This is a genomic window from Streptomyces sp. NRRL S-1022, from assembly GCF_000720135.1.
GTDB lineage: Bacteria > Actinomycetota > Actinomycetes > Streptomycetales > Streptomycetaceae > Streptomyces.
The window spans coordinates 42,429-65,386 of record NZ_JOIU01000013.1; the positions used below are offsets into that span (position 1 = coordinate 42,429).

At 73.8% G+C, this 22,958-nt stretch carries 22 protein-coding genes; 8 read left to right on the forward strand and 14 right to left on the reverse strand.

What is annotated here, in order from left to right; all coding sequences use genetic code 11:
- Positions 1-22 precede the first annotated feature (22 nt).
- The 6 genes from IG05_RS0119605 to pdhA form a co-directional block, all read right to left on the reverse strand.
- Positions 23-1,120, reverse strand: a complete 1,098-nt coding sequence (locus tag IG05_RS0119605; RefSeq protein WP_199808348.1) for a potassium channel family protein — start codon at positions 1,118-1,120, stop codon at positions 23-25.
- A complete protein-coding gene (locus IG05_RS0119610; RefSeq protein WP_030344268.1) occupies positions 1,117-2,502 on the reverse strand; it encodes a molybdopterin molybdotransferase MoeA in 1,386 nt (461 codons plus the stop codon). Before IG05_RS0119610 ends, IG05_RS0119605 begins: the two co-directional genes overlap by 4 nt.
- Complete coding sequence (locus IG05_RS0119615; protein WP_030344270.1) at positions 2,499-3,404, reverse strand: NTP transferase domain-containing protein; 906 nt, start codon at positions 3,402-3,404, stop codon at positions 2,499-2,501. The genes IG05_RS0119610 and IG05_RS0119615 overlap by 4 nt, the downstream gene beginning before the upstream one ends.
- Positions 3,405-3,528: 124 nt before the next feature.
- Positions 3,529-4,881, reverse strand: a complete 1,353-nt coding sequence (locus IG05_RS0119620) for a dihydrolipoamide acetyltransferase family protein (protein WP_030344272.1) — start codon at positions 4,879-4,881, stop codon at positions 3,529-3,531.
- Positions 4,881-5,885: an alpha-ketoacid dehydrogenase subunit beta gene (locus IG05_RS0119625; protein ID WP_030344274.1), complete on the reverse strand. Its 1,005-nt coding sequence runs from the start codon at positions 5,883-5,885 to the stop codon at positions 4,881-4,883. Before IG05_RS0119625 ends, IG05_RS0119620 begins: the two co-directional genes overlap by 1 nt.
- Entirely contained in the window at positions 5,882-7,036 is a 1,155-nt protein-coding gene (pdhA, locus tag IG05_RS0119630) for a pyruvate dehydrogenase (acetyl-transferring) E1 component subunit alpha (RefSeq protein ID WP_030344276.1), read from the reverse strand. The genes IG05_RS0119625 and pdhA overlap by 4 nt, the downstream gene beginning before the upstream one ends.
- Positions 7,037-7,211: 175 nt before the next feature.
- Here pdhA and IG05_RS0119635 point away from each other — a divergent pair, with 175 nt between their 5' ends.
- Positions 7,212-7,709, forward strand: coding sequence for an Lrp/AsnC family transcriptional regulator (locus IG05_RS0119635; protein WP_420707608.1), 498 nt, complete (start codon positions 7,212-7,214; stop codon positions 7,707-7,709).
- Between the two features lie 17 nt (positions 7,710-7,726).
- Here IG05_RS0119635 and IG05_RS0119640 read toward each other — a convergent pair whose 3' ends face one another.
- A complete protein-coding gene (locus IG05_RS0119640) occupies positions 7,727-8,314 on the reverse strand; it encodes a TetR/AcrR family transcriptional regulator (RefSeq protein ID WP_030344279.1) in 588 nt (195 codons plus the stop codon).
- On the reverse strand, positions 8,311-9,825 hold the full coding sequence (locus tag IG05_RS0119645; RefSeq protein ID WP_030344281.1) for a 3-hydroxyacyl-CoA dehydrogenase: 1,515 nt from the start codon (positions 9,823-9,825) through the stop codon (positions 8,311-8,313). The genes IG05_RS0119640 and IG05_RS0119645 overlap by 4 nt, the downstream gene beginning before the upstream one ends.
- Before the next feature lie 160 nt (positions 9,826-9,985).
- Here IG05_RS0119645 and paaN point away from each other — a divergent pair, with 160 nt between their 5' ends.
- Positions 9,986-11,677: a phenylacetic acid degradation protein PaaN gene (paaN, locus tag IG05_RS0119650; RefSeq protein WP_030344283.1), complete on the forward strand. Its 1,692-nt coding sequence runs from the start codon at positions 9,986-9,988 to the stop codon at positions 11,675-11,677.
- On the opposite strand, the gene IG05_RS0119655 is transcribed toward paaN, so the two are convergent.
- From IG05_RS0119655 to IG05_RS0119665, 3 genes are read right to left on the reverse strand one after another with little or no spacing between them, the layout of a single operon-like run.
- Positions 11,674-12,426, reverse strand: a complete 753-nt coding sequence (locus tag IG05_RS0119655; RefSeq protein WP_030344284.1) for a TrmH family RNA methyltransferase — start codon at positions 12,424-12,426, stop codon at positions 11,674-11,676. The genes paaN and IG05_RS0119655 overlap by 4 nt on opposite strands.
- Complete coding sequence (locus tag IG05_RS0119660) at positions 12,423-13,634, reverse strand: HTTM domain-containing protein (RefSeq protein ID WP_030344286.1); 1,212 nt, start codon at positions 13,632-13,634, stop codon at positions 12,423-12,425. The genes IG05_RS0119655 and IG05_RS0119660 overlap by 4 nt, the downstream gene beginning before the upstream one ends.
- Entirely contained in the window at positions 13,631-14,404 is a 774-nt protein-coding gene (locus IG05_RS0119665) for a DUF5819 family protein (protein WP_030344288.1), read from the reverse strand. The genes IG05_RS0119660 and IG05_RS0119665 overlap by 4 nt, the downstream gene beginning before the upstream one ends.
- Before the next feature lie 455 nt (positions 14,405-14,859).
- Here IG05_RS0119665 and paaA point away from each other — a divergent pair, with 455 nt between their 5' ends.
- The 6 genes from paaA to IG05_RS0119695 all read left to right on the forward strand — a co-directional run bounded on the left by paaA (position 14,860) and on the right by IG05_RS0119695 (position 19,885).
- On the forward strand, positions 14,860-15,855 hold the full coding sequence (paaA, locus tag IG05_RS0119670; protein ID WP_030344290.1) for a 1,2-phenylacetyl-CoA epoxidase subunit PaaA: 996 nt from the start codon (positions 14,860-14,862) through the stop codon (positions 15,853-15,855).
- Positions 15,852-16,139, forward strand: a complete 288-nt coding sequence (gene paaB / locus IG05_RS0119675; RefSeq protein ID WP_014673816.1) for a 1,2-phenylacetyl-CoA epoxidase subunit PaaB — start codon at positions 15,852-15,854, stop codon at positions 16,137-16,139. The genes paaA and paaB overlap by 4 nt, the downstream gene beginning before the upstream one ends.
- Complete coding sequence (gene paaC, locus IG05_RS0119680) at positions 16,136-16,867, forward strand: 1,2-phenylacetyl-CoA epoxidase subunit PaaC (RefSeq protein WP_030344292.1); 732 nt, start codon at positions 16,136-16,138, stop codon at positions 16,865-16,867. Before paaB ends, paaC begins: the two co-directional genes overlap by 4 nt.
- Positions 16,861-17,406, forward strand: a complete 546-nt coding sequence (gene paaD / locus IG05_RS0119685; RefSeq protein ID WP_030344294.1) for a 1,2-phenylacetyl-CoA epoxidase subunit PaaD — start codon at positions 16,861-16,863, stop codon at positions 17,404-17,406. Before paaC ends, paaD begins: the two co-directional genes overlap by 7 nt.
- Positions 17,406-18,470 (forward strand): 2Fe-2S iron-sulfur cluster-binding protein, encoded by a 1,065-nt coding sequence (locus tag IG05_RS0119690; RefSeq protein ID WP_030344295.1) that lies wholly within the window; start codon positions 17,406-17,408, stop codon positions 18,468-18,470. The genes paaD and IG05_RS0119690 overlap by 1 nt, the downstream gene beginning before the upstream one ends.
- A 272-nt stretch (positions 18,471-18,742) precedes the next feature.
- Positions 18,743-19,885 (forward strand): acyl-CoA dehydrogenase family protein, encoded by a 1,143-nt coding sequence (locus tag IG05_RS0119695; protein ID WP_030344297.1) that lies wholly within the window; start codon positions 18,743-18,745, stop codon positions 19,883-19,885.
- Between the two features lie 152 nt (positions 19,886-20,037).
- Here the strand turns inward: IG05_RS0119695 and IG05_RS0119700 are convergent, their stop codons facing one another.
- From IG05_RS0119700 to IG05_RS0119710, 3 genes are all read right to left on the reverse strand, one after another.
- Positions 20,038-20,367 (reverse strand): rhodanese-like domain-containing protein, encoded by a 330-nt coding sequence (locus IG05_RS0119700; RefSeq protein ID WP_030344299.1) that lies wholly within the window; start codon positions 20,365-20,367, stop codon positions 20,038-20,040.
- A gap of 49 nt (positions 20,368-20,416) precedes the next feature.
- Entirely contained in the window at positions 20,417-21,229 is an 813-nt protein-coding gene (locus IG05_RS0119705) for a J domain-containing protein (protein ID WP_030344301.1), read from the reverse strand.
- 87 nt (positions 21,230-21,316) lie between these two features.
- Entirely contained in the window at positions 21,317-22,816 is a 1,500-nt protein-coding gene (locus IG05_RS0119710; protein WP_234335935.1) for a DUF2252 domain-containing protein, read from the reverse strand.
- Positions 22,817-22,958 lie beyond the last annotated feature (142 nt).

Below are 22,958 nucleotides of genomic sequence, written 5' to 3' on the forward strand. Positions count from 1 at the left end.
GACGCTACCCCCGGAGGGTCGCTCACCCGCCGGGCAGGGGTCGGGTGTCGGGGGTGACCTGGGCGCCGGGAGTGGCGCGGACGATGGTGATGAGCCGGTCCGTCAGCTGGAGGGTGCCGAGGGACGGATCGTCGTAGCCGAGCACCCGGTGGCCGCGGACGACGCTCACCACCAGGTCGTCCGTCTCGCGCGGCTTCTTGCCCACCTCGCCGCGGACGACCGGCCGCTCGACGATGTCCAGCCCGCTGCCCTGCTGGATCAGGTCCTCCATGACCATGCCGGCGGCGGGGCTGAGCACGGACAGGCCGAGCAGCCGGCCCGCCGCGCCGGAACTGGTGATGACGGCATCGGCGCCGGACTGCCTGAGCAGCGGGGCGTTCTCCTCCTCGCGCACCGCGGCCACGATCTTGGCGGTGCGGTTGAGCTGGCGGGCGGTCAGTGTCACGAGGACGGAGGTGTCGTCGCGCTGCGGGGCGACGATGATCTGCCGGGCCTTGTGCAGCTCGGCCCGTTTGAGCACGTCACTGCGGGTGGCGTCACCTATGACGCCGACGTAGCCCTCGGTGTTCGCCGCGTCGATCGCCTTCGAGCTGGGGTCGACCACGACCACCTGCTCCTTCTTCAGACCGGTCGCGCAGACGGTCTGGATGGCCGACCGCCCCTTGGTGCCGAAGCCGATGACGACGGTGTGATCGCGCAAGGCGGACCTCCAGCGGTTCAGCCGCCATTCCTCACGGGTGCGTTCGGTGAGCACCTCCAGCGTGGTGCCGACCAGGATGATCAGGAACAGCACACGCAGGGGTGTGATGACGAAGATGTTGGCGAGCCGGGCACCGTCGCTGACCGGGGTGATGTCGCCGTATCCGGTGGTGGAGAGGGTGACGGTCGCGTAGTAGAACGCGTCGAGCAGGTCGACCGAGTCGTCGGAGTTGTCGTGGTAGCCGTCGCGGTCGGCGTAGACGACGAACGCGGTGGCGACCAGCACCACCAAGGCCATGATCAGCCGCTTGACGACCTGGCGGATCGGTCGCTCCACCACTTTCCTCGGGAGTTGCACCCGATGGGTCACCAGATGCTCGCCCGCCTGGCGGGCGATGGCGTCATGGCCCGGAAGTTTCACGTGAAACACACCCCCATCCCGGCGGTCGCCCACGGCAGGTCCAGCAGTTCCGTCTCCTCGCCCTGCCGGGCCCCGCCCGGGCGTACGACGGCCAGCGCGTCGGCGGCGGCGATGCCCCGGAGCATGGCCGGGCCGTTGTAGTGCAGCGGTACCGCAAGGTCGCCGCGCAGCACCACCGGGACGAGCCGGGTGTCGTGCGGGTGCCCCTGCACCGCCTCCCGGAGCGGCAGGCTGTACGGCTCGGGCGCGGGATGGGCGGCGAGGGTCCGCAGCAGCGGCTCGGCGAGGGTGAGCAGCCCGGAGACGGCCGCGAGCGGGTTGCCGGGCAGGCCGACGAGGTGCTGGTGGTCCTTGGTGCGGGCCAGCAGCATGGGGTGGCCGGGGCGCACCTTGACGCCGTCGACGAGGAGTTCGGCGCCGACGCGCTCCAGGACCGGGTGGACGTGGTCGACCGGTCCGGACGCGGTGCCGCCCGTGGTGACGATCAGGTCGGCCGCGGAGCGGGTGACGGCCTTCTGGAGCGCCCGGGCGTCGTCACCGATCCGGCGTACGGCGACGACGTCGGCGCCGAGCGCGCGCAGCCACGGCGGCAGCATGGGCCCGAGGGCGTCCCTGATCAGCCCGTCGTGCGGCAGCCCTTCGGTCAGCAACTCGTCGCCGAGGACGAGAACTTCGACGCGGGGGCGGGGCACGACGGTGACCGTGTCGTAGCCGGCCGCCGCGGCCAGGCCCAGGACGGCCGGGGTGACCAGGGTGCCGACGGGCAGCAGCTGGTCGCCGCTGCGGCACTCCTGGCCGCGAGGGCGGATGTCCTGGCCGTGGAGCATCTCGCGGGTGGTGTGCAGACGGCCCTGCGCGTCGATCCGGCCGTGCTCGGAGCGCAGGACGGCGGTGGTGTCGGCGGGGATGCGGGCGCCGGTGGCGATGCGGACCGCCTCACCGTCGGTGAGCGGCTCCGGCTGCGCGTGCCCGGCGAGCACGCCCTCCTCCCGCACCTGCCAGGGGCCGGGTCCGGCGACCGCCCAGCCGTCCATCGCGGAGGTGTCGAAGGAGGGCAGGTCGGTGAGCGCGTCGAGCGGAGCGGCCAGGGCGAGTCCGAGGGCGTCGCCGAGCGGCACGCAGACGGGGGCGCGGCGGGCGCGGGAACGCGCGGCGCGGGCGGCGATCTCCCGGGCGTGGGGCCAGGGGGTGGCCCGGTGCCGCTCGGCGGACCGATCGCCGGGCGGCTGCGCGGCCGGGCCGGACGTCCGGCCCGTGCCGTCGTCCGGGCCGTCGTCCCGGGGCTCCCTGTGGGCATCCCTCACGAGCGCCAGCGCCTCCTCGACATCGAGGTCGTCGGTGTCTTCGGCGGACGCCTCGGCCCGGGTGCCGGGGGCGGTCATCCGGCGTCCGGGGCGCTCGGGCCCCCGCTGCTCCCGTCCGGGTCCCCTTCGTTCTCCTCCGCCCAGCGCAGCGCCAGCGCGGCGGCCCTGCGGGCAGCCTCGGCGACGGCCTCGGGACCGCCCTTGCCCTGGGCCGCGGCATAGCCGACGAGGAAGGTGGTCAGCGGGGCCGCGGGGCGGGCCACGCCGTGTGCGGCGTCCCGGGCCAGGTCGAGCAGGACGCCGGTGTCGACGTCCAGGTCGATGCCCAGCTCGTCCTTGACTGCGGAGATCCATTCATCCAACACGTGCCCATGCTCCCTGATCCGTGCCCTGGCGTCGGTGATGTCGTCCCAGGTGTCGCAGTCGAAGGACGCGAGCGGGTCCGGGACGCGGGTGAGGCGGAGGGCGCCGGTCAGCCGGCGCAGAGGCAGCCCGGCGAGACCGTCGTGCGCGGCGGCGAGGGCGGTCAGCTCGCGGCGCAGGGCGGCGGTGCGGTAGGCGGCCACGAGCGGCTGGTCGCGGCCGTCGGCGTCGGTGAGCAGCGCACCGTCGGCGCCGGTGTCCTGAAGGGCGGTCAGCAGGCGCAGGAGCGTGGCCGGTTCCAGGAAGGGCAGGTCGGCGGAGAGGACGACGGTGTGCGCGGCGGTGGTGAGGCGCAGCCCGGCCGCCAGCGCGGCGACCGGTCCGCCGCCGGGCGGCTCCTCGCGCGCCCAGCGCACCGGGCGGGCGGTGGGCCGGGGCGCGGCCACGACGACGGTCGTCCCGGCGTCCGCGCAGGCCGCGAGCACCCGGTCGAGCAGCGTACGGCCCCCGACCCGGACGGCGGGCTTGTCGGTCCCGCCGAGCCGGCGGGCGGCACCGCCGGCCAGCACGACGGCGTCGTACGGCGCGGCGGGCCCGGCGGGGGCGTTCTCGGTCACCCCCCGAGTATGTCCTGCCCCTTCCTCCTTCCGGATCCGGCGTCGGTCACACACCGGACCCGGCGTCGGTCACACGGCGGCCATGCTCGTCCCGCACCGCGCGCCGGTCTCCCACGGGCGTGCTTCACAAGGCGCGCAGCAGCACCGCCGGCTGTTCCACGCAGTCCGCCACGTACCGCAGGAAGCCGCCCGCCGTGCCGCCGTCGCACACCCGGTGGTCGAAGGTGAGCGAGAGCTGGACGACCTGACGCACGGCAAGCTCGCCCTCGTGCACCCACGGCTTGGGGACGATGCGGCCGACGCCGAGCATGGCCGCCTCGGGGTGGTTGATGATCGGGGTGGAGCCGTCGACGCCGAAGACGCCGTAGTTGTTCAGCGTGAAGGTCCCGCCGGTGAGTTCCCCGGGCGTGAGGGTGCCCGCGCGGGCGGCCTCGGTGAGCCGGGCGAACTCGGCGGTCAGGGACTCGGCGTCGCGCGTGTGGGCGTCCCGGACGACCGGCACGACCAGGCCGCGCTCGGTCTGGGCGGCGAACCCGAGGTGGACGCGGTCGAGCCGGACGATCTCGCGGGCCTCGGTGTCGACGGTGGAGTTCAGCTCGGGGAACCGGTCCAGGGCCGCCGTGCAGATGCGGGCGAGCAGCGCGAGCAGGGAGATCTTCGGACCGCCGGCCGCGTTCATCGCCGTCCGCGCGCGCATGAGTTCGGTCGCGTCGGCGTCGACCCAGCAGGTCGCGTCCGGGATCTCCCGGCGGCTGCGGGAGAGCTTGTCGGCGACCGCACCGCGTACGCCCTTGAGCGGGATCCGCGTGCCGGCCTCGGCCCGGGGGGCCGCCGCAGGGGCCGCCCGGACGACCGGTTCCTCGGCCGTGTCCGGGGTCGCGGTCCCGGCCCGCAGCGCGTTCTCGACGTCCGCGCGCAGGATGAGCCCGTCCGGCCCGGTACCGGCCAGCCGCCTCAGGTCGACGCCGTTGTCCCGGGCGAGCTTGCGCACGAGGGGGGAGATCACGGGGACCGGGCCCTCGGCGGGCGCGGGCACGGAGGCGGGCGCGGGCATGGAGGCGGGTGCCGGTGCGGTCAGCCGCGTGCGGGGTGCCGCCGAAGCGGCCTTGGTCGCCTGCGCCTGCCCGTTGGCGCCGGCCGTGCCCGTCCGAACCCGGCGCCGGCGGGCCGCCGGGGCCTGGGTGCCGTAGCCCACCAGGACGTTGCCGGAGCCCTCGGGCTCCGCCGCCGGTGCGCCGACGGCAACCGTCAGCAGCGGGGATCCGACGGGCAGTTCGGTGCCCTCCTCGCCGAAGCGGGCGGTGACCACGCCACCGTAGGGGCAGGGCACCTCGACCATCGCCTTGGCCGTCTCCACCTCGACCACCGGCTGGTCGACGGCGACCACGTCGCCGACCTTGACCAGCCAGCGGACGATCTCCGCCTCGGTGAGTCCCTCGCCGAGGTCGGGCAGCTTGAACTCCAGCACCTGAGCCATCAGCCCTCGGCCTCCCACTGCAGCCGGGCCACGGCGTCCAGGATGCGGTCGACGCCGGGCAGGTGGTGCCGCTCCAGCATGGGCGGCGGGTAAGGGATGTCGAAGCCGGCCACGCGCAGCACCGGCGCCTCCAGGTGGTGGAAGCAGCGCTCGGTGATGCGGGCCGCGATCTCGCCGCCCGGTCCGCCGAAGCCGGTGGACTCGTGGACGACGACGGCCCGGCCGGTACGCCGGACGGCCGCGCAGACCGTCTCGTCGTCGAACGGAACCAGGGAGCGCAGGTCGACGACCTCCAGGTCCCAGCCCTCGGCCCGGGCGGCCTCGGCGGCCTCCAGGCAGACCGGCAGCGAGGGGCCGTAGGTGATGAGCGTGGCGGTGCTGCCGGGCCGGCGCACCACCGCGCGGCCGACGGGCTCGACGTCGGTGGGCTGCTCGGGGTTCCAGGTGTCCTTCGACCAGTACAGCCGCTTCGGCTCCAGGAAGACGACCGGGTCGTCCGAGGCGATGGCCTGGCGCAGCAGTCCGTAGGCGTCGGCGACGGTGGCCGGGGTGACGACGTGCAGGCCCGGCGTCGCGATGTAGTAGGCCTCGGAGGAGTCGCTGTGGTGCTCGACACCGCCGATGCCGCCGCCGTAGGGGACGCGGACGGTGATCGGCAGGGGCATCCGGCCGCGCGTGCGGTTGCGCATCTTGGAGACATGGCTGATCAGCTGCTCGAACGCCGGGTAGGCGAAGGCGTCGAACTGCATCTCCACCACCGGCCGCAGGCCGTACATGGCCATGCCGACGGCGGTGCCGAGGATGCCGGCCTCGGCGAGCGGGGTGTCGGTGCAGCGGTCCTCGCCGAACTCCTTGGCGAGGCCGTCGGTGACGCGGAAGACCCCGCCGAGGGTGCCGACGTCCTCGCCCATGACGTGCACGGTGGGATCGGCGGCCATCGCGTCGCGCATCGCGCGCGTGAGGGCCTGCGCCATGGTGGCGGGCTTGACGGCCACGGTGGTCATCGGGCGCCGCCTTCCTGCTCGCCGTGCTGCTCCTGCTCGGCCTCCAGCTCGGCCCGCAACAGGGCCCGCTGCTCGCGCAGTTGCGCCGTGGTCTCGGCGTAGACGTGGTCGAAGAGGTCCATCGGGTCGAGTTCCGGGTCCTGGTTCATGCGGTCCCGCAGTCCGGCGGCCATCGTCTCGGCGTCCTGCCGGACGGCCTCGATGCCGGCCTCGTCGAGCAGTCCGCGTGCGGTCATCTCACGTTCCAGCAGCTGGACCGGGTCGTGGGCGCGCCAGGCCGCGACCTCGGCCTCCTCGCGGTAACGGGTGGCGTCGTCGGCGTTGGTGTGGGCCTCGACGCGGTACGTCACCGCCTCCACCAGGGTGGGGCCGCCGCCCGCGCGGGCGTGCCGTACGGCGTCGCTCAGGACCTCGTGCACGGCCACGGCGTCGTTGCCGTCGACCAGCCGGCCCGGCATGCCGTACCCGACGGCCTTGTGGGCCAGGGAGGGCGCGGCGGTCTGCTTGGCGAGCGGGACGGAGATGGCGAAGCCGTTGTTCTGCACCAGGAAGACGACCGGCGCCTGCCAGACGGCGGCGAAGTTCAGCGCCTCGTGGAAGTCGCCCTCGCTGGTGCCGCCGTCGCCGACCATGGCGAGCGCGACCACGTCGTCGCCCTTGAGGCGGGCGGCGTGGGCCAGGCCGACGGCGTGCGGCAGCTGGGTGGCGAGCGGGGTGCTGAGCGGGGCCACCCGGTGGGCGTAGGGGTCGTAGCCGCTGTGCCAGTCACCGCGCAGCAGGGTGAGCGCCTCGGCGGGGTCCACGCCCCGGGCGACGACGGCGAGCGTGTCGCGGTAGCTGGGGAAGAGCCAGTCGCGTTCCTCCAGGGCCAGGGCGGCGGCGACCTCGCAGGCCTCCTGGCCGGTGCTGGACGGGTAGACGGCGAGCCGGCCCTGCTTGGTCAGCGCGGTGGCCTGCGTGTTGTAGCGGCGGCCGCGCACCAGCTGCGCGTACAGCCGGCTCAGCAGGCCGGGGTCGGCCTTGCCGGCCGCCTCGGTGCCGAGGACGCGGTAGGGCTCGGCGTCGGGCAGCAGCGGCGCGGGGTCCATACGGGGCTGCCAGGCGGGCGGCGGCGATGGCCGGTACGCGCCCCGCTGCTCCAGAACCGTCATGACGGCACCTCCTCGTGGGAGCGGCTACGGGAGGCGTGTCGGCTGTGACCCGCCTCACCAACCGATTGTTCGGTCGCCGGCACATTTTGGCTACAGGCACCTCAAGGCTGTGGACAAACGGTTCTCCACAGCCTGGAATGAACGCAGGGCGTCCACGGCGAGGAAGCGGGGGGACATGGGACCTGAACAAATGGCCTACGGGCCGCAGGACGGCGTCGCGCTGCCGCCGCGCCCGCTGGACGCCATCGATCAGGACATCCTGCGGATCCTCCAGGCGGACGGCCGCGCCTCGATACGGTCCGTGGCCGAACGCGTCCACGTCTCGCGCGCCAACGCCTACGCGCGCATCAACCGGCTCGTCGAGGACGGGGTGATCCGGGGCTTCAGCGCGCGCGTGGACCACGAGCGGGCCGGCCACGGCACATCGGCGTACATCACGCTGAAGATCGTCCAGAACACCTGGCGCACGGTCCGCGAGCAGCTCCGACAGCTGCCCGGCGCCTCCCACATCGCGCTGGTGGGCGGCGACTTCGATGTGCTGCTGCTCGTGCACACGCCCGACAACAAGGCACTGCGCGAGCTGGTGCTGACCCGGCTCCAGGCGATTCCCGAGGTGCTGAGCACCCGTACGCTGCTGGTGTTCGAGGAGGAGGACCTGGAGCCGGAGACCTGAGGGCCGGACGGCCCGGGTCAGCCGTGGCGCAGCCCCGAGAAGACCAGCCGGACCACGGCCTCGGCCACCTCCCGGTCGCTCGCGCCCCGCACGTCCGGCCGGTACCACTCCACGATGGAGTTGATCATTCCGAAGACCAGCCGGGTGGCCAGCCGGACCTCCACGTCCTCGCGCACGTCCCCGTCGGCCGCCGCCGCCTTCAGCAGCCCGGCGACCCGGTGGTCGAAGTCGCGGCGCCGCTCCAGCGCCCACCGCTCGGTCTCGGTGTTGCCCCGCACGCGCAGCAGCAGCGTCACGTAGGGCAGCTCGGCTATGAGCACCTCGACCATGCGGCGCACCACGTGCTCCAGCCGGTCGGCGGGCCGCCCCGCGCGCGCGTGCTCCTCGTCCAGGATGGCGAAGAGCCCGTCCAGGGCTCGGCTGACGGCCCGCCGGAGCAGCTCCTCCTTGCCGCTGACGTGGTGGTAGATCGACGACTTGGAGATGCCGGCCGCCTTCGCCAGGTGCTCCATGGAGGTGCCGTCGTAGCCGCGCTCGTTGAAGACCCGCACGGCGACGGACAGCAGCGTCTCGGGGGTGTAGGTGTCGCGCCGGGCCGTGGTCATGAGGTGCCCTCCTGCTTGCCGGCGGCGTGCCCGTGGCGGTACAGCGCGAGCGAGGGCGCACACCGTCCGGAGAGGTCCCGCAGGTTCAGCTCCTCCAGCAGGTCGTGCGCCCAGAGGCGGCCGAGCCTGCGGTTCCACTCGAAGGGGCCGAGGGGGTAGTTGACGCCGAGGCGCATCGCGGTGTCGACGTCCTCCTCGGTGGCCACGCCCCGGGCGACGGCGTCGTACGCGAGGTCGACGATCCGGGCGACCGTGCGGGCGACGATCATGCCGGGGACGTCGCCGATGACGCTGACCTTCTTGCCGAGGGCCTGGAAGAGGCCGACGGCCTCGGCGAGGGTCCGGGCGGGGGTGTCCTGGGAGGCGGACAGGGCGATGCGGGTGGCCTTGCGGTAGTCCAGGGCGAGATCGAAGTAGACGACGTCGCCGAACTCCACCGAGGTCTGGCCGTCGGCGAGGACGAGCTGGCCGCCGCTGGGCAGCACCAGCCGGGTGCCGTCGTCCTCGTCGTCCTCGCGCACCGTGATGCCCGCCTCGCGGATCATCGGGAGCAGTTCGGCGGCCGGGCCCAGGCCGCCCTCGGCGATGACGTAGGCGGGCGGCTGCTCCTTGCCGGCGGTGTGCGGTTCGGGCCGTTCGGCGCCGTCCCGGTAGTCGTACCAGCCGCGCCCCGTCTTGCGGCCTAGCCGGCCGGACTCCACCAGCCGGCGCTGGGCCAGGGAGGGGGTGAAGCGCACGTCCTGGAAGAAGGACTGCCACACCGAGTGGGTGACGGACTCGTTGACGTCCTGGCCGATCAGGTCGGTCAGCTCGAAGGCACCCATCCTGAAGCCGCCCGACTCGCGCAGGACCGCGTCGATGGTGGCCGGGTCGGCGCCCTGGGACTCGTAGACGGCGAACGCCTCGGCGTAGAAGGGCCGGGCGACGCGGTTGACGATGAATCCGGGGGTGTCGGCGCAGGCCACCGGGGTCTTGCCCCAGGCGCGGGCGGTCTCGTACGCGCGCGTGGCCGACGTGACGTCGGTGGCGAACCCGGAGACCACCTCGACCAGCGGCAGCAGCGGCGCCGGGTTGAAGAAGTGCAGGCCGACGAAGCGGCCCGGGTGGCGCAGCGCACCGCCGATCGCCGTCACCGACAGGGAGGAGGTGTTGGTGGCGAGCAGGCAGTCGTCGGCGACGATCTCCTCCAGCTCGCCGAAGAGCCGCTGCTTGACGTCCAGCCGCTCCAGGACGGCCTCCACGACCAGGCCGCAGTCGGCCAGCTCCGCGAGGCTGTCGGCGGGCTTCAGGCGGGCGCGGGCCGCGTCCCGGTCGGCGCCGGTGAGCCGGTCCTTCTCCACCAGCCGGTCGAGCCGGGCGCCGATCGCTTCGGCCGCGTCCCTGGCCCGCCCTGGGGCGGCGTCGTACAGCCGTACGGGGTGGCCGGCCACCAGCGCGACCTGGGCGATTCCCTGGCCCATGGTGCCGGTGCCGACCACGGCCACGGGGCTGCTGAGGTCGAGTGCTGTCATGTGCGCGATCCTCCCGCACGGGGTTTTCCACAGATGCGGCGGACCCCCTTGAACCGACCGATCGTTCGGTTACTCTAGCTCTGACCGTCCCATCCCGCTGCTCTTTCCGCCAGGTCCCCGAACTCGACGAAGAGTTCTCCAGACGAGGAGTTGGTCCCGCATGGCCGCCGAACTGACCGCCCACGAGCTGATCGAGAAGCACCGGCCCACGCTCGACCAGGCCCTGGAAGCGATCCGCACGCGCGCGTACTGGTCCCCGCACCCCGAGCACCCCAAGGCGTACGGCGAGAACGGCGGCCTGGACGCGGCGGCGGGCAAGGCCGCCTTCGACGCCCTGCTGGGCACCCGCCTGGACCTGGGCCAGCCCGGCACGGACGACTGGGTGGGCGGCGAGGTCTCGCCGTACGGCGTCGAGCTGGGCGTGACGTACCCGCACGCGGACGTCGACGTACTGCTGCCGGCCATGCGGGCCGGGCAGCGGGCCTGGCGGGACGCCGGGCCGGAGGTCCGCGCGGTGGTGTGCCTGGAGATCCTCAAGCGGATCAGCGACCGGACGCACGAGTTCGCGCACGCCGTCATGCACACCAGCGGCCAGGCGTTCATGATGGCGTTCCAGGCGGGCGGCCCGCACGCCCAGGACCGCGGCCTGGAGGCGGTGGCGTACGCGTACGCGGAGCAGGTCCGCACCCCCGAGGCGGCCGAGTGGACCAAGCCGCAGGGCAAGCGCGACCCGCTGGCGCTGACCAAGGCCTTCACGCCGGTCCCGCGCGGCATCGGCCTGGTCATCGGCTGCAACACCTTCCCGACCTGGAACGGCTACCCCGGCCTGTTCGCCTCCCTGGCCACCGGCAACGCGGTCCTGGTCAAGCCACACCCGCGCGCGGTGCTGCCGCTGGCGCTCACCGTCCAGGTCGCCCGGGACGTGCTGGCCGGCGCGGGCTTCGACCCGAACCTGGTCGCGCTGGCCGCCGAGCGTTCCGGCGAGGGCATCGCCAAGACCCTCGCCACCCGCCCCGAGATCAGGATCATCGACTACACCGGGTCGACGTCCTTCGGCGACTGGCTGGAGGCCAACGCCCGTCAGGCGCAGGTCTACACGGAGAAGGCCGGCGTCAACACGGTGATCGTGCACTCCACGGGCGACTACAAGGGCATGCTGTCCAACCTGGCGTTCTCGCTGTCCCTGTACAGCGGCCAGATGTGCACCACCCCGCAGAACCTGCTGATCCCCCGCGACGGCATCACCACCGACCAGGGCCCCAAGACCTTCGACGAGGTCACCGCCGACCTCGCCCGCGCGGTCGACGGCCTGCTCGGCGACGACGCGCGCGCGAACGCCCTGCTCGGCGCCATCGTCAACCCGGACGTCAAGGCCCGTCTGGAGGCCGCGGCCGGCCTCGGCGAGGTCGCCCTCGCCTCCCGTGAGATCGCCAACCCGGAGTTCCCGGGCGCGGTGGTCCGCACGCCCGTCATCGTCAAGCTGGACGGCGCCAAGCCGGACGCCGAGGCCGCCTACATGAGCGAGTGCTTCGGCCCCGTCTCCTTCGCCGTCGCGGTCGACTCGGTGACGGACGCGGTGGAACTGCTGCGCCGCACGGTCCGGGAGAAGGGCGCGATGACGGTCGGCGCGTACACCACGGACGCCGGTACCGAGGAGGCGATCCAGGAGGTGTGCCTGGAGGAGGCCGCCCAGCTGTCGCTCAACCTGACGGGCGGGGTGTACGTGAACCAGACGGCCGCCTTCTCCGACTTCCACGGCTCGGGCGGCAACCCGGCGGCGAACGCGGCCCTGTGCGACGGCGCCTTCGTGGCGAACCGCTTCCGGGTGGTCGAGGTCCGCCGGGAGGCCTAGACCCGGAAGGCGGCGCCGGTCGCGCTCCAGTGGTACAGCGTCATCGCCACGCTGGTGGCGAGGTTGTAGCTGGAGACCTGGGGGCGCATCGGCAGCCGCAGCAGGTGGTCGGCTCGGGCGCGGAGTTCCGGTGACAGACCGGCGCGTTCCGAGCCGAAGGCCAGCACGGCGTCGTCGGGCAGCTCGGTGCCGCGGATGTCCTCGCCCTCGGGGTCGAGGGCGAACAGCGGGCCGGCGGGCAGTTCGTCGACGCCGAGCCGTTCGACGGCGGTCGCGAAGTGCAGGCCCGCCCCGCCCCGCAGCACCGTGGGGTGCCAGGGGTCGAGGGTGCCCGTGGTGACCACCCCGGTCGTCCCGAAGCCGGCGGCCAGCCGGATCACGGCGCCCGCGTTGCCGAGGTTGCGGGGGTTGTCCAGGACCACGACGGGCGCGGTGCGGGGCGTACGGGCCAGCGCGCGCAGATTGGCCTCGCGGGACGGCCGTAGCGCGAGCGCGGCCACCCCGGTCGGATGGGGGCGCGGGACGAGCGAGGCGTACGCCGGCTCGGGCACCTCCGTCAGGAGGGCCTCCAGGGCGTCGCGGACGTCCCCGGCCAGTTCCCCGGCGAGGGCGAGCGCGGCCTGCCGGTCGGTGGTGACCGCGACCGGCACCTCCGCCCCGAAGCGCAGCGCGTGCTTCAGCGCGTGGAAGCCGTCGAGCAGCACGGCGGTGTCCGCGTGCGCGCGCCAGCGGCTCAGCGGATCGCTCATGCCGTGAACCCTACGCGGTCCGCCGCGCTGTCCTCGGACGAGCGCGGGCCGGGGACCGTACGGCCGGCCCGCCGGACGAGCCGCCCCCGCGCGCGTGCGGTCAGGTCGCCCAGCCGGCGCAGGAAGGACGTCGGCAGGAAGACCGCGTCCGCGGTGATCATCGCCAGCGAGAAGAACGGCAGGCCGAGGACGACCGCGATCACCGCGTGCTCGGTCATCATCAGCACCAGCAGGATGTTCTTGGCCCGCCGGTTGAGCAGGGTGAACGGGAAGGCGATCTGCACCATGACCGTCCCGTAGGCCACGATCATCATGATCGTGCCGCTGGACGACATCAGGTCGGCCAGGGCGGGCCAGGGCGAGAAGTAGTCCAGGTGGAGCGGGTAGTAGACGGCGGTGCCGTCCTGCCAGCGCGAGCCCTGGATCTTGTACCAGCCCGCCGTGGCGTAGATCAGGCAGGCCTCCGCCATGATCACGGCCAGTGCGCCGTTGTGCAGCACGTTGGCGACGACGTCCAGCAGGATCCGCGGCTGCTCCCAGGCCGCCCGGCGTCCGGCGGCCCACCACAGGCCGAGCCCGGCCCAGGCCGTCCACAGCAGCGCCGGGACCAGCCAGCCGTTGTCGAACCGCCCGGTCAGCGTCGCCGTGCCGAGCGCCGCGCCCAGCACCGCCCAGAGCACGGGGCCCACCCGGTCGGCGGGCACCCGCTCCCCGCGGGCGCGGGCCGCCTCGTCCCGGGCCGCGCGCCGCGCGTCCAGGGACCACACCTGCCCGCAGCGCGTGAACACCAGGTAGAAGGCCATCAGGTGCAGCACGTTGTCGCCGCCGTCGCCGACGAACACGCTGCGGTTCTGCAGGGACAGCACGCCCACCATGAACAGCAGGGACGCGGTCCGGGTGCGCCAGCCCAGCAGCAGGGCCGCGCTCGCGAGGACGGCCAGCGCGTAGCAGCACTCGAACCAGAGCTGCCCGTCGGACCACAGCAGCGCCGTGAACGCGTGGTTGTCGGCGGTCAGCTGCTTGGCGAGGTTCCAGCCCCACGGTCCGGAGGGGCCGTACAGCTCCTGGCGGTGCGGGAACTCGCGCAGCAGGAACAGCAGCCAGGTGCCGGCGAAGCCGATCCGGACCACGGCGCTCTGGTACGGCCCGAGGGCCGCCTCGGTGACCCGGGCGACACCTCGCGACAGCGTCAGGGAGAGACGGTTCACCGCACGCCTCCCGCGGCCTCGTCGGACGTCAGGGACCACCAGGGCATCAGGCGGTAGGCGGGCTTGTCGGACACCTGCTCCCGGCTCCACGACGGCGGCTGCACATTGGTGGTGCTGGAACGGACCTGCACGCGCTGGATCACGCCCTCCCGGCTCGTCGGGTCGTCCCGGTACAGGCGCATCACCACGATCCGCCGCAGGTACTGCTCGGACAGGGAGCCGCGCAGGCCGACGGGACGGTTGTCGGTGCCGTGCGTGGCGGCGAAGAAGTCCCAGGCCCGGCGCAGCTCGTTCTGCTGGGTGTGGCTGGGCACCGGGTTGCCGTCGATGGCGGCGCCGTCCTGCGCGGAGAGGTCGGTCCACCCGGTGGTGCGCAGCGCGCCGTCCCGCGTCCGCACCTCCGCGCGGACCTGTACGGCGATGTTCTGCTGCAGCGGGTTCGGGGCGAACAGCTTCCAGTTCTGCTCGAACTCCGGGTACACCCACTCCTCTATCGCCTTGCCGTGCTGCTTAGTGACCGTGTTCGCGGGGGCGAGGCTGAGGAACACCATCAGCAGGTGCACACAGGCGGCCACGGCGACCACCGCGAGCGCCAGCGCGGCCCCGACCTGGTAACGGGGGGAGAGCGCGGCGACACCGGTGCGGGGCGCGGGTGCGGGGGGCTCGGGTGCGGGGGGCTCGGGCGGTGCCGCGGTCTCTTCCGGGAGACGCGCCCCGGCCGGCCCGTCCGGGCCCTGCGGGCCCCGCGGATCCTCGTCGTACGCGTCCATCGCGTCCCGTCCCCCGTCTCGGCTCATGCGGTCGGCCCGGCGTGCTGCCGGGTGTACTGCTCGGTCGTGCGGTCCGGTCGTCCGGCTCTGCGGTGCGGCCGAGCGGACGGTCCGGTGGCGCGGCGCCGTCACAGGCGCCGCATGCGGCACGAGCGCCACTTCTCGGCGCCCGCACGGAACGGTACTCAGCCCCGGGCACCGGGCGCAGCCCCGGGTACGAGCCGAACCACGGTGGTCCTCGCCACGCGACGGGCGTACGGCGGTGTCCCACGCGGCTCGTGGGCACCGCGGCACGCGCCTCCGGCGGCTTGTCCACAGGCGGGGCGGGCAGTTTTCCACAGCGGTTGACACCCCGCCGGGCCCGGCACACCATGGACTACGCACGGACCGAACGATCGGTCGGGACGCTTCACTCGGACAGAGTTCACCGCAGAGCCCGAGGTCAGGGGGACCGCATGGCCACAGCAGCCGCGCAGCGCACGGCACCGGACACCGTCGACACGGCGGCCTACCAGCACGCCTTCGACGCGGCCGTGGCCGCCGACGAACGCATCGAACCGCGCGACTGGATGCCCGACGCCTACCGCGCGACCCTGGTCCGGCAGATCGCCCAGCACGCGCACTCCGAGATCATCGGCATGCAGCCGGAGGCCAACTGGATCACTCGCGCGCCCTCGCTGCGCCGCAAGGCGATCCTGATGGCCAAGGTCCAGGACGAGGCCGGCCACGGCCTGTACCTCTACAGCGCGGCCGAGACCCTCGGCACCAGCCGCGACGAGCTGCTCGACAAGCTGCACGCCGGCCGCCAGAAGTACTCCTCGATCTTCAACTACCCCACTCTGACCTGGGCCGACGTCGGCGCGATCGGCTGGCTGGTGGACGGCGCCGCGATCACCAACCAGGTCCCCCTGTGCCGCTGCTCCTACGGCCCTTACGCCCGGGCGATGGTGCGGATCTGCAAGGAGGAGTCCTTCCACCAGCGCCAGGGGTACGAACTGCTGCTGGCTCTCAGCAAGGGCACCCCGGAGCAGCACGCGATGGCCCAGGACGCGGTGGACCGCTGGTGGTGGCCGTCGCTGATGATGTTCGGCCCGCCCGACGACGCGTCCCAGCACTCCGCGCAGTCGATGGAGTGGAAGATCAAGCGCCACTCCAACGACGAGCTGCGCCAGCGCTTCGTGGACATCTGCGTCCCGCAGGCCGAGTCCCTGGGCCTCACCCTGCCCGACCCGGAGCTGCGGTGGAACGAGGAGCGGGAGCACTACGACTTCGGTCCGATCGACTGGACGGAGTTCTGGGAGGTCCTCAAGGGCAACGGCCCCTGCAACGAGCAGCGGATCACCCAGCGCAGGCGCGCCCACGAGGAGGGCGCCTGGGTACGGGAAGCAGCCGCGGCCTACGCGGCCAAGCACACCGGCGACACCGGTGGGACGGGAGCGACGCGAGCATGAGCACCACCGACTGGCCCCTGTGGGAGGTCTTCGTGCGCTCCCGGCGCGGCCTCTCCCACACCCACGCCGGCAGCCTGCACGCGCCCGACGCCGAGCTGGCCCTGCGCAACGCCCGCGACCTGTACACCCGGCGCGGCGAGGGCGTCTCCATCTGGGTCGTCCCGGCCGCCGCGATCACCGCGTCCTCGCCCGACGAGAAGGACCCGTTCTTCGAGCCGGCCGCCGACAAGCCCTACCGGCACCCGACCTTCTACGAGATCCCGGAAGGGGTGAAGCACCTGTGACCGCCGCCGGCCCCGCCACCGTCCCGGTGACCGCCGCACTCGCCCTCGGCGACGACGCCCTGGTGCTCTCCCACCGCCTGGGGGAGTGGGCCGGTCACGCCCCCGTCCTGGAGGAGGAGGTCGCCCTCGCCAACATCGCCCTGGACCTGCTCGGCCAGGCCCGGCTGCTGCTGTCGATGGCCGGCGACGAGGACGAGCTGGCCTACCTGCGGGAGGAGCGCGCCTTCCACAACCTCCAGCTGGTCGAGCAGCCGAACGGCGACTTCGCGCACACCATCGCCCGCCAGCTGTACTTCTCCACCTACCAGCACCTCCTCTACGCCGAACTCGCCTCCGGCGAAGGCCCCTTCGCGCCGCTGGCCGCGAAGGCGGTGAAGGAGGTCGCCTACCACCGTGACCACGCCGAGCAGTGGACGCTGCGGCTCGGCGACGGCACGGAGACCAGCCACGAGCGGATGCGGCGGGCCTGCGACGCGCTGTGGCGGTTCACCGGGGAGATGTTCCAGCCGGTGGAGGGCCTCGACACCGACGGGGCCCGCCTGGAGGAGCGCTGGCTGGAGTCCGTCACCGACGTGTTCGGCCGGGCCGGTCTCGTCCTCCCCGAGGGTCCGCGCACCGGCGCCTGGTCGGCGGGCGCCGGCCGGCAGGGCGTGCACACCGAGCCGTTCGGCAGGATGCTCGCCGAGATGCAGCACCTGCACCGCAGCCACCCGGGGGCGTCATGGTGACCGCCACGCCCGCCACCACCGCCCTGGAGGCGGAGCTGCTGGAGCTGGCCGGCGCGGTCCCCGACCCCGAACTGCCCGTGCTCACCCTGCGGGAGCTGGGTGTGCTCCGCGCGGTGCACCTCCAGGGCGGCGACGCGGTGGAGGTCGACCTGACCCCCACCTATACCGGCTGCCCGGCCCTGGAGGCGATGAGCCTCGACATCGAGCGGGTGCTGCGCGCCCACGGCATGCGCGAGGTCACCGTCCGCACGGTGCTCTCCCCCGCCTGGTCGACGGACGACATCACCCCCGAAGGGCGCGAGAAACTCCGGGAGTTCGGCATCGCTCCCCCACGCGTGCACCACGACAGCGGCCCGGTGCCGCTGTCCCTGGGCCCGACCCGCACCCGCGACACGGACACCGCCACCGAACCGGTCCGCTGCCCGCACTGCGGGTCGGCCGGCACCGAGCTGCTGAGCCGGTTCTCCTCCACCGCGTGCAAGGCGCTGCGCCGCTGCCTGGCCTGCCGTGAACCGTTCGACCACTTCAAGGAGTTGTGATGGCCCGCTTCCACCCGCTCCCGGTGGCCGCGGTCGACCGGCTCACCGACGACTCCGTCGCCCTCACCCTCACCGTCCCGCCCGAACTGCGCGAGGAGTACCGGCACGCACCCGGCCAGCACCTGGCGCTGCGCCGCCGGGTCGACGGCCAGGAGATCCGGCGCACCTACTCGATCTGCTCCCCCGCCCCCGACCCGGCCGGCGAGGGCCCGAGCAGCCTGCGGGTGGGGGTGCGGCTGGTCGACGGCGGGGCCTTCTCTACGTACGCGCTCAAGGAGATCGGCGTCGGGGACGAGCTGGAGGTGATGACGCCGGCGGGCCGCTTCACGGTGGAACCGGCGCCAGGTCTGTACGCGGCGATCGTCGGCGGCAGCGGCATCACCCCGGTGCTGTCCATCGTCGCCACGCTGCTGGCGCGCGACAGCGAGGCCCGGTTCTGCCTGATACGCAGCGACCGTACGGCGGCCTCGACGATGTTCCTGGAGGAGGTCGCCGACCTGAAGGACCGCTATCCGGAGCGGCTCCAGCTGGTGACCGTACTCTCCCGGGAGGAACAGCAGGCGGGGCTGCCCTCCGGCCGGCTCGACCGGGAGCGGCTCACGAGGCTGCTGCCCGCGCTGCTGCCGGTGGAGCGAGTGGCGGGCTGGTACCTGTGCGGGCCGTACGGGCTGGTGCAGGGCGCGGAGCAGGCACTGCGCGAGCTGGGCGTGGCGCGGGGCCGGATCCACGAGGAGATCTTCCACGTGGACGCGGGGTCGGCTCCGGCGGCCATGGTTCCGGCGCCCGCGCACAGCACCGTCACCGCGCGGCTCGACGGGCGCGGTGGCAGCTGGCCGGTGCGGGAGGGCGAGTCGCTGCTGGAGACGGTGCTGCGCAACCGGCCCGACGCGCCGTACGCCTGCAAGGGCGGGGTGTGCGGGACCTGCCGGGCCTTCCTGGTCGCGGGCGAGGTGCGCATGGACCGCAACTTCGCGCTGGAGACGGAGGAGACGGAGGCCGGTTACGTGCTGGCCTGCCAGTCGCATCCGCTGACGGAGAGGGTGGAGCTGGACTTCGACCGCTGACGCGCCCGTCCCCTCCCGCTGACGCGCCCGTCCCCTCCCGCTGACGCGTCCGTCCCCTCCCGCTGACGCGCCTGCCCCCTTCCGCTGACGCGCCTGTCCTCTTCCGCTGACGCGTCGGCTCCCTCCCACCGGCGTATCCGTTCCCTTTCGCCGGCGTATCCGTTCCCTTCTCCTAGAACCTGTTCTATCTTGACGCCCCGTCAGATCCATGCGGCCGCGTCCGGTTGTCCGGACGCACTGCCGGATGACCCGACCCGCCAGGAGGACAGGCCGTGGACTTCACCTTCACCGAGGAGCAGCGGGCGGCGGCCGAGGCGGCGCGGGGGGTGTTCGCCGGGGTCGCGCCGGACGCGGTGCCCAGTCCGGCGCTCACCACCGGTGCCGTGGCCGAGGGCTTCGACCGGGCGCTGTGGTCCCGGCTCGCCGGCGCCGATCTGCTGAGTCTGCTGCTGGCCGAGGAGCACGGCGGTGCGGGCCTGGACGCGATCGCGCTGTGCCTGGTGCTGCGCGAGGTCGGCCGGGTGCTCGCCCGGGTGCCCCTGCTGGAACACAGCGCAGCCGCCGCGGCCGTCCAGGCGTACGGCGGTCCCGGACTGGCGGACCGGCTGGCGGGGCGGGCCGGCCGGGGCGAGCTGGTGCTGACCGTCGCGGCCCAGGGCCGTACCGGCCACGACCCGGCCGAACAAGCCGTCACCGCGCGGCGGGAGGGGCCGGCGTGGCTGCTGGACGGGGTGCAGACGGCGGTGCCGTGGGCGTACGACGCGGACCTGGTCGTCGTACCGGCGCACGTCGAGGGCGTCGCGGGCGACCGGACCGTGCTGGCGCTGGTGCCGCGGGAGGCGGCGGGGCTGGTGCTCGCCGAGCAGGTCTCCACCAGCGGTGAGCGGCTGGCCGAGCTGCGGCTGCGGTCGGTCCGGGTGGCGGGCGGCGAGGTGATCGAGGCCGACGGCGCGTGGGAGTGGCTGCACGCGCTGCTGGTGACGGGCACGTGCGCGCTGGCGCTCGGGCTGGGCGAGCAGGTGCTGCGGATGACCGGTGAGTACACCGGCAAACGAGAGCAGTTCGGGTATCCGATCGCGACGTTCCAGGCGGTGGCCGTGCAGGCCGCGGACCGGTACATCGACCTGCGGGCCATGGAGGCCACCCTGTGGCAGGCCGCCTGGCGGATCGCCTCGGGGACGCCGGGTGCGCTGCCCGTCGCCGGGGACCTCGCCGTCGCGAAGATCTGGGCGGCGGAGGGGGTACGGCGGGTGGTGCAGACGGCACAGCATCTGCACGGCGGGTTCGGCGCCGACACCGACTACCCGCTGCACCGCTACCACGCCTGGGCCAAGCACCTGGAGCTGGCGCTCGGCCCGGCGGCGGCGTACGAGGAACGGCTCGGCGACCTGCTGGCCGCCCATCCCCTCGCCTGACACCGCCGTGCCCATCCCCTCGCCTGACACCGCCGTACCGGACCCCCGTCCCGCCGTACCGGACCCCGTCCCACTGGACCGGCAGGAATGGTCCAGTGGCCGACAGGGACCGTCAGCGGCCGGCAGGGCCCGGCAGCGGCGACAAGGCCCGGCTACAGGACGAAGCCCGGCTTGCCCTCGTCGGTGACGACCGGGCGGCCGGTGGTCTGCCAGTGCTGCATGCCGCCGTCGACGTTGACCGCGTCGATTCCCTGCTGGACCAGGTACGTCGTGACCTGGGCGGAGCGGCCGCCCGAGCGGCAGATGACGTGGACACGGCCGTCCTGCGGGGCGGCCTCGGTCAGCTCGCCGTAGCGGGCCACGAACTCGCTGATGGGAATGTGCAGGGCTCCCTCGGCGTGGCCCGCCTGCCACTCGTCGTCCTCGCGGACGTCCAGCAGGAAGTCACCGTCCTTGAGATCCGCGATCTGGACCGTGGGCACACCAGCTCCGTAATTCATGGCTCCGACGCTACCCGAAGCCCGGGGCGGGTCAGTCCTGTCCCGACAGGGAGGCCAGTTCCGCCTCCCGATGGGCGATGTCCGCACGCAGCCGGCCCGCGATCTCGTCGAGCAGCCCGTCGGGGTCGTCCGGGGCGAGCCGGAGCATGCCGGCGATCGCGCCCTCCTCCAGTTCCCGGGCGACCAGGGTGAGCAGCTCCTTGCGCTGGGCGAGCCATTCGAGGCGGGCGTACAGCTCCTCGGCGGGACTCGGGCGGCGCTCGGGCGGTACCGGCCCGGCCGCCCACTCCGCGGCCAGCTCCCTGAGCAGGGCCTCGTCACCGCGGGCGTAGGCGGCGTTGACCCGGCCGAGGAACTCCTCGCGCCGCTTCTGCTCCGCTTCCTCCTGGGCCAGGTCCGGGTGGGCCTTGCGAGCCAGCTCGCGGTAGAGCTTGCGGGCCTCCTCGCTGGGGCGTACCCGCTGCGGGGGCCGTACCGGCTGGTCGGTGAGCATGGCGACGGCCTCCGGGAACAGGCCGGCGCCGTCCATCCAGCCGTGCAGCAGGTCCTCCACGCCGGGCATCGGCAGCACCCGGGCGCGGGCCTCCTGCGCGCGGCGGATGTCCTCGGGGTCACCGCTGCGGGCGGCCTTCGCCTCGGCGATCTCGGCGTCCAGCTCCTCGATGCGGGCGTAGAGCGGGCCGAGGCGCTGTTCGTGCAGGCGGGCGAAGTTCTCGACCTCGACGCGGAAGGTCTCCACGGCGATCTCGTACTCGATCAACGCCTGCTCGGCGGCCCGCACGGCCTGTTCCAGCCGCTCCTCGGGGCGGGGGGCCTGGGACTGGTCGGCTTCCGGGGTCGTCACCCGCCCAGCGTAGCCGCTGCTCCCGGTCCGGACCGGGTTGCGGTTCCCGGCTCCCGGGAAACCCCCCACAACACCCCGGGAACCCCCTCACACCCCCGGCTCGGCCTCGATCCGCCCCGCCCGGATGCCCGCGACCAGGTCGGCGTGGTCCGCCTCCGTGCGGTCGGCGTAGGCCACGGCGAAGTCGGCGATCGCCTCGTCCAGCTCCTCGTTCTTGCCGCAGTACCCGGCGATCAGCCGCGGGTCGGCGCTGTGGGAGTGGGCGCGGGCCAGCAGGGCGCCGGTCATGCGGCCGTAGTCGTCGACCTGGTCGGCGGCGAGGGCGGCCGGGTCGACGCTGCCCTTGCGGTTGCGGAACTGGCGCACCTGGTACGGGCGCCCCTCCACCGTGGTCCACCCCAGCAGGACGTCGCTGACGACCTGCATCCGCTTCTGCCCGAGGACCACCCGGCGGCCCTCGTGCGCCACCGCGGGCGCCTCGAAACCGGCGGTGACCAGGTGCGGGAGGAGCGCGGAGGGGCGGGCCTCCTTCACCTGGAGGACCAGGGGCTCGCCGCGGTGGTCGAGGAGCAGGACGACGTAGGACCGGGTGCCGACGCTGCCGGTGCCGACCACGCGGAAGGCGACGTCGTGCACGGCGTGCCGGGCGAGCAGGGGGTGGCGGTCCTCGCCGAGCGTGCCGACGTACGCCTCCAGGGACGCGGTGACCGCGGCGGCCTCGGCGTCGGGTATGCGGCGCAGCACCGGCGGGGCGGGCACGAACCGGCGTCCGCCGTCGGGCGCCGCCTCGGTCGACTTCGCGGCGAACCTTCCGCTGGTGTTGGCCCGGGCCTTCTCCGAGACCCGCTGGAGCGTGCCGAGCAGGTCGTGGGCGTCGGTGTGGGAGACCAGCTCCTCGTCCGCGATGGCGTTCCAGGCGTCGAGCGCGGGCAGCTTGGCGAGCAGCCGCATGGTGCGGCGGTAGGCGCCGGCCGCGTCCTGGGCCGCGGCGCGGCAGACGTCCTCGTCGGCGCCCGCCTCCCGGCCGGCCAGCACCAGCGAGACGGCGAGCCGCTTGAGGTCCCATTCCCAGGGGCCGTACACGGTCTCGTCGAAGTCGTTCAGGTCGATGACGAGGCCGCCGCGGGCGTCGCCGTACAGGCCGAAGTTGGCGGCGTGCGCGTCACCGCAGATCTGGGTGCCGATCCGGGTCGAGGGGGTGCGGGCGAGGTCGTACGCCATGAGTCCGGCGGCGCCGCGCAGGAAGGCGAACGGGGTGGCCGCCATCCGCCCCACGCGCAGCGGGGTCAGCTCGGGGATGCGGCCGGCGTTGGACTCGGCCACCGCGCTCACCGCGTCGGGCCGGGCGGTGTCCAGGTCGAGCGCGGCGTGGGCGGAGCGCGGCACGCTCGTCCGCAGTGCCTTGCCCTCAGCCTTCGGCGAGTCCTGCGGCGGCCACGGGGCGAACCCGCGCACCCGGGGCAGCCGGCGCGCACCTCCGTCCGCCGCGCCCGTCGCGCCTGTCCCGTCCGCCGCGCCCGCACCGCTTCCGGTCACACCGACCGCCTCCCCCGAACCAGCCGAACGCACGGGCGCCGGCACGAACATCAACTCGAAGGAGACCGTACAACCGGTGGCCGAAACGCGTCAGACCCTGTGGAAAACTCCGCCGGCGCGACGGCCGCGGCACCCGGCGGAGGCCACAGGGCGCCGGTGGTCTTCCCGCAGCCGGCCCGATGCGAGGCGATCT

What these genes read in the sequence shown, in the direction of transcription:
- IG05_RS0119610 (WP_030344268.1), bottom strand. Translation starts at nt 2,502, where the DNA reads ATGACCGCCCCCGGCACCCGGGCCGAGGCGTCCGCCGAAGACACCGAC.
- IG05_RS0119620 (WP_030344272.1), bottom strand. Translation starts at nt 4,881, where the DNA reads ATGGCTCAGGTGCTGGAGTTCAAGCTGCCCGACCTCGGCGAGGGACTC.
- IG05_RS0119625 (WP_030344274.1), bottom strand. Translation starts at nt 5,885, where the DNA reads ATGACCACCGTGGCCGTCAAGCCCGCCACCATGGCGCAGGCCCTCACG.
- pdhA (WP_030344276.1), bottom strand. Translation starts at nt 7,036, where the DNA reads ATGACGGTTCTGGAGCAGCGGGGCGCGTACCGGCCATCGCCGCCGCCC.
- IG05_RS0119635 (WP_420707608.1), top strand. Translation starts at nt 7,212, where the DNA reads ATGGGACCTGAACAAATGGCCTACGGGCCGCAGGACGGCGTCGCGCTG.
- IG05_RS0119640 (WP_030344279.1), bottom strand. Translation starts at nt 8,314, where the DNA reads ATGACCACGGCCCGGCGCGACACCTACACCCCCGAGACGCTGCTGTCC.
- IG05_RS0119645 (WP_030344281.1), bottom strand. Translation starts at nt 9,825, where the DNA reads ATGACAGCACTCGACCTCAGCAGCCCCGTGGCCGTGGTCGGCACCGGC.
- paaN (WP_030344283.1), top strand. Translation starts at nt 9,986, where the DNA reads ATGGCCGCCGAACTGACCGCCCACGAGCTGATCGAGAAGCACCGGCCC.
- IG05_RS0119655 (WP_030344284.1), bottom strand. Translation starts at nt 12,426, where the DNA reads ATGAGCGATCCGCTGAGCCGCTGGCGCGCGCACGCGGACACCGCCGTG.
- IG05_RS0119665 (WP_030344288.1), bottom strand. Translation starts at nt 14,404, where the DNA reads ATGGACGCGTACGACGAGGATCCGCGGGGCCCGCAGGGCCCGGACGGG.
- paaA (WP_030344290.1), top strand. Translation starts at nt 14,860, where the DNA reads ATGGCCACAGCAGCCGCGCAGCGCACGGCACCGGACACCGTCGACACG.
- paaB (WP_014673816.1), top strand. Translation starts at nt 15,852, where the DNA reads ATGAGCACCACCGACTGGCCCCTGTGGGAGGTCTTCGTGCGCTCCCGG.
- paaD (WP_030344294.1), top strand. Translation starts at nt 16,861, where the DNA reads ATGGTGACCGCCACGCCCGCCACCACCGCCCTGGAGGCGGAGCTGCTG.
- IG05_RS0119690 (WP_030344295.1), top strand. Translation starts at nt 17,406, where the DNA reads ATGGCCCGCTTCCACCCGCTCCCGGTGGCCGCGGTCGACCGGCTCACC.
- IG05_RS0119710 (WP_234335935.1), bottom strand. Translation starts at nt 22,816, where the DNA reads ATGTTCGTGCCGGCGCCCGTGCGTTCGGCTGGTTCGGGGGAGGCGGTC.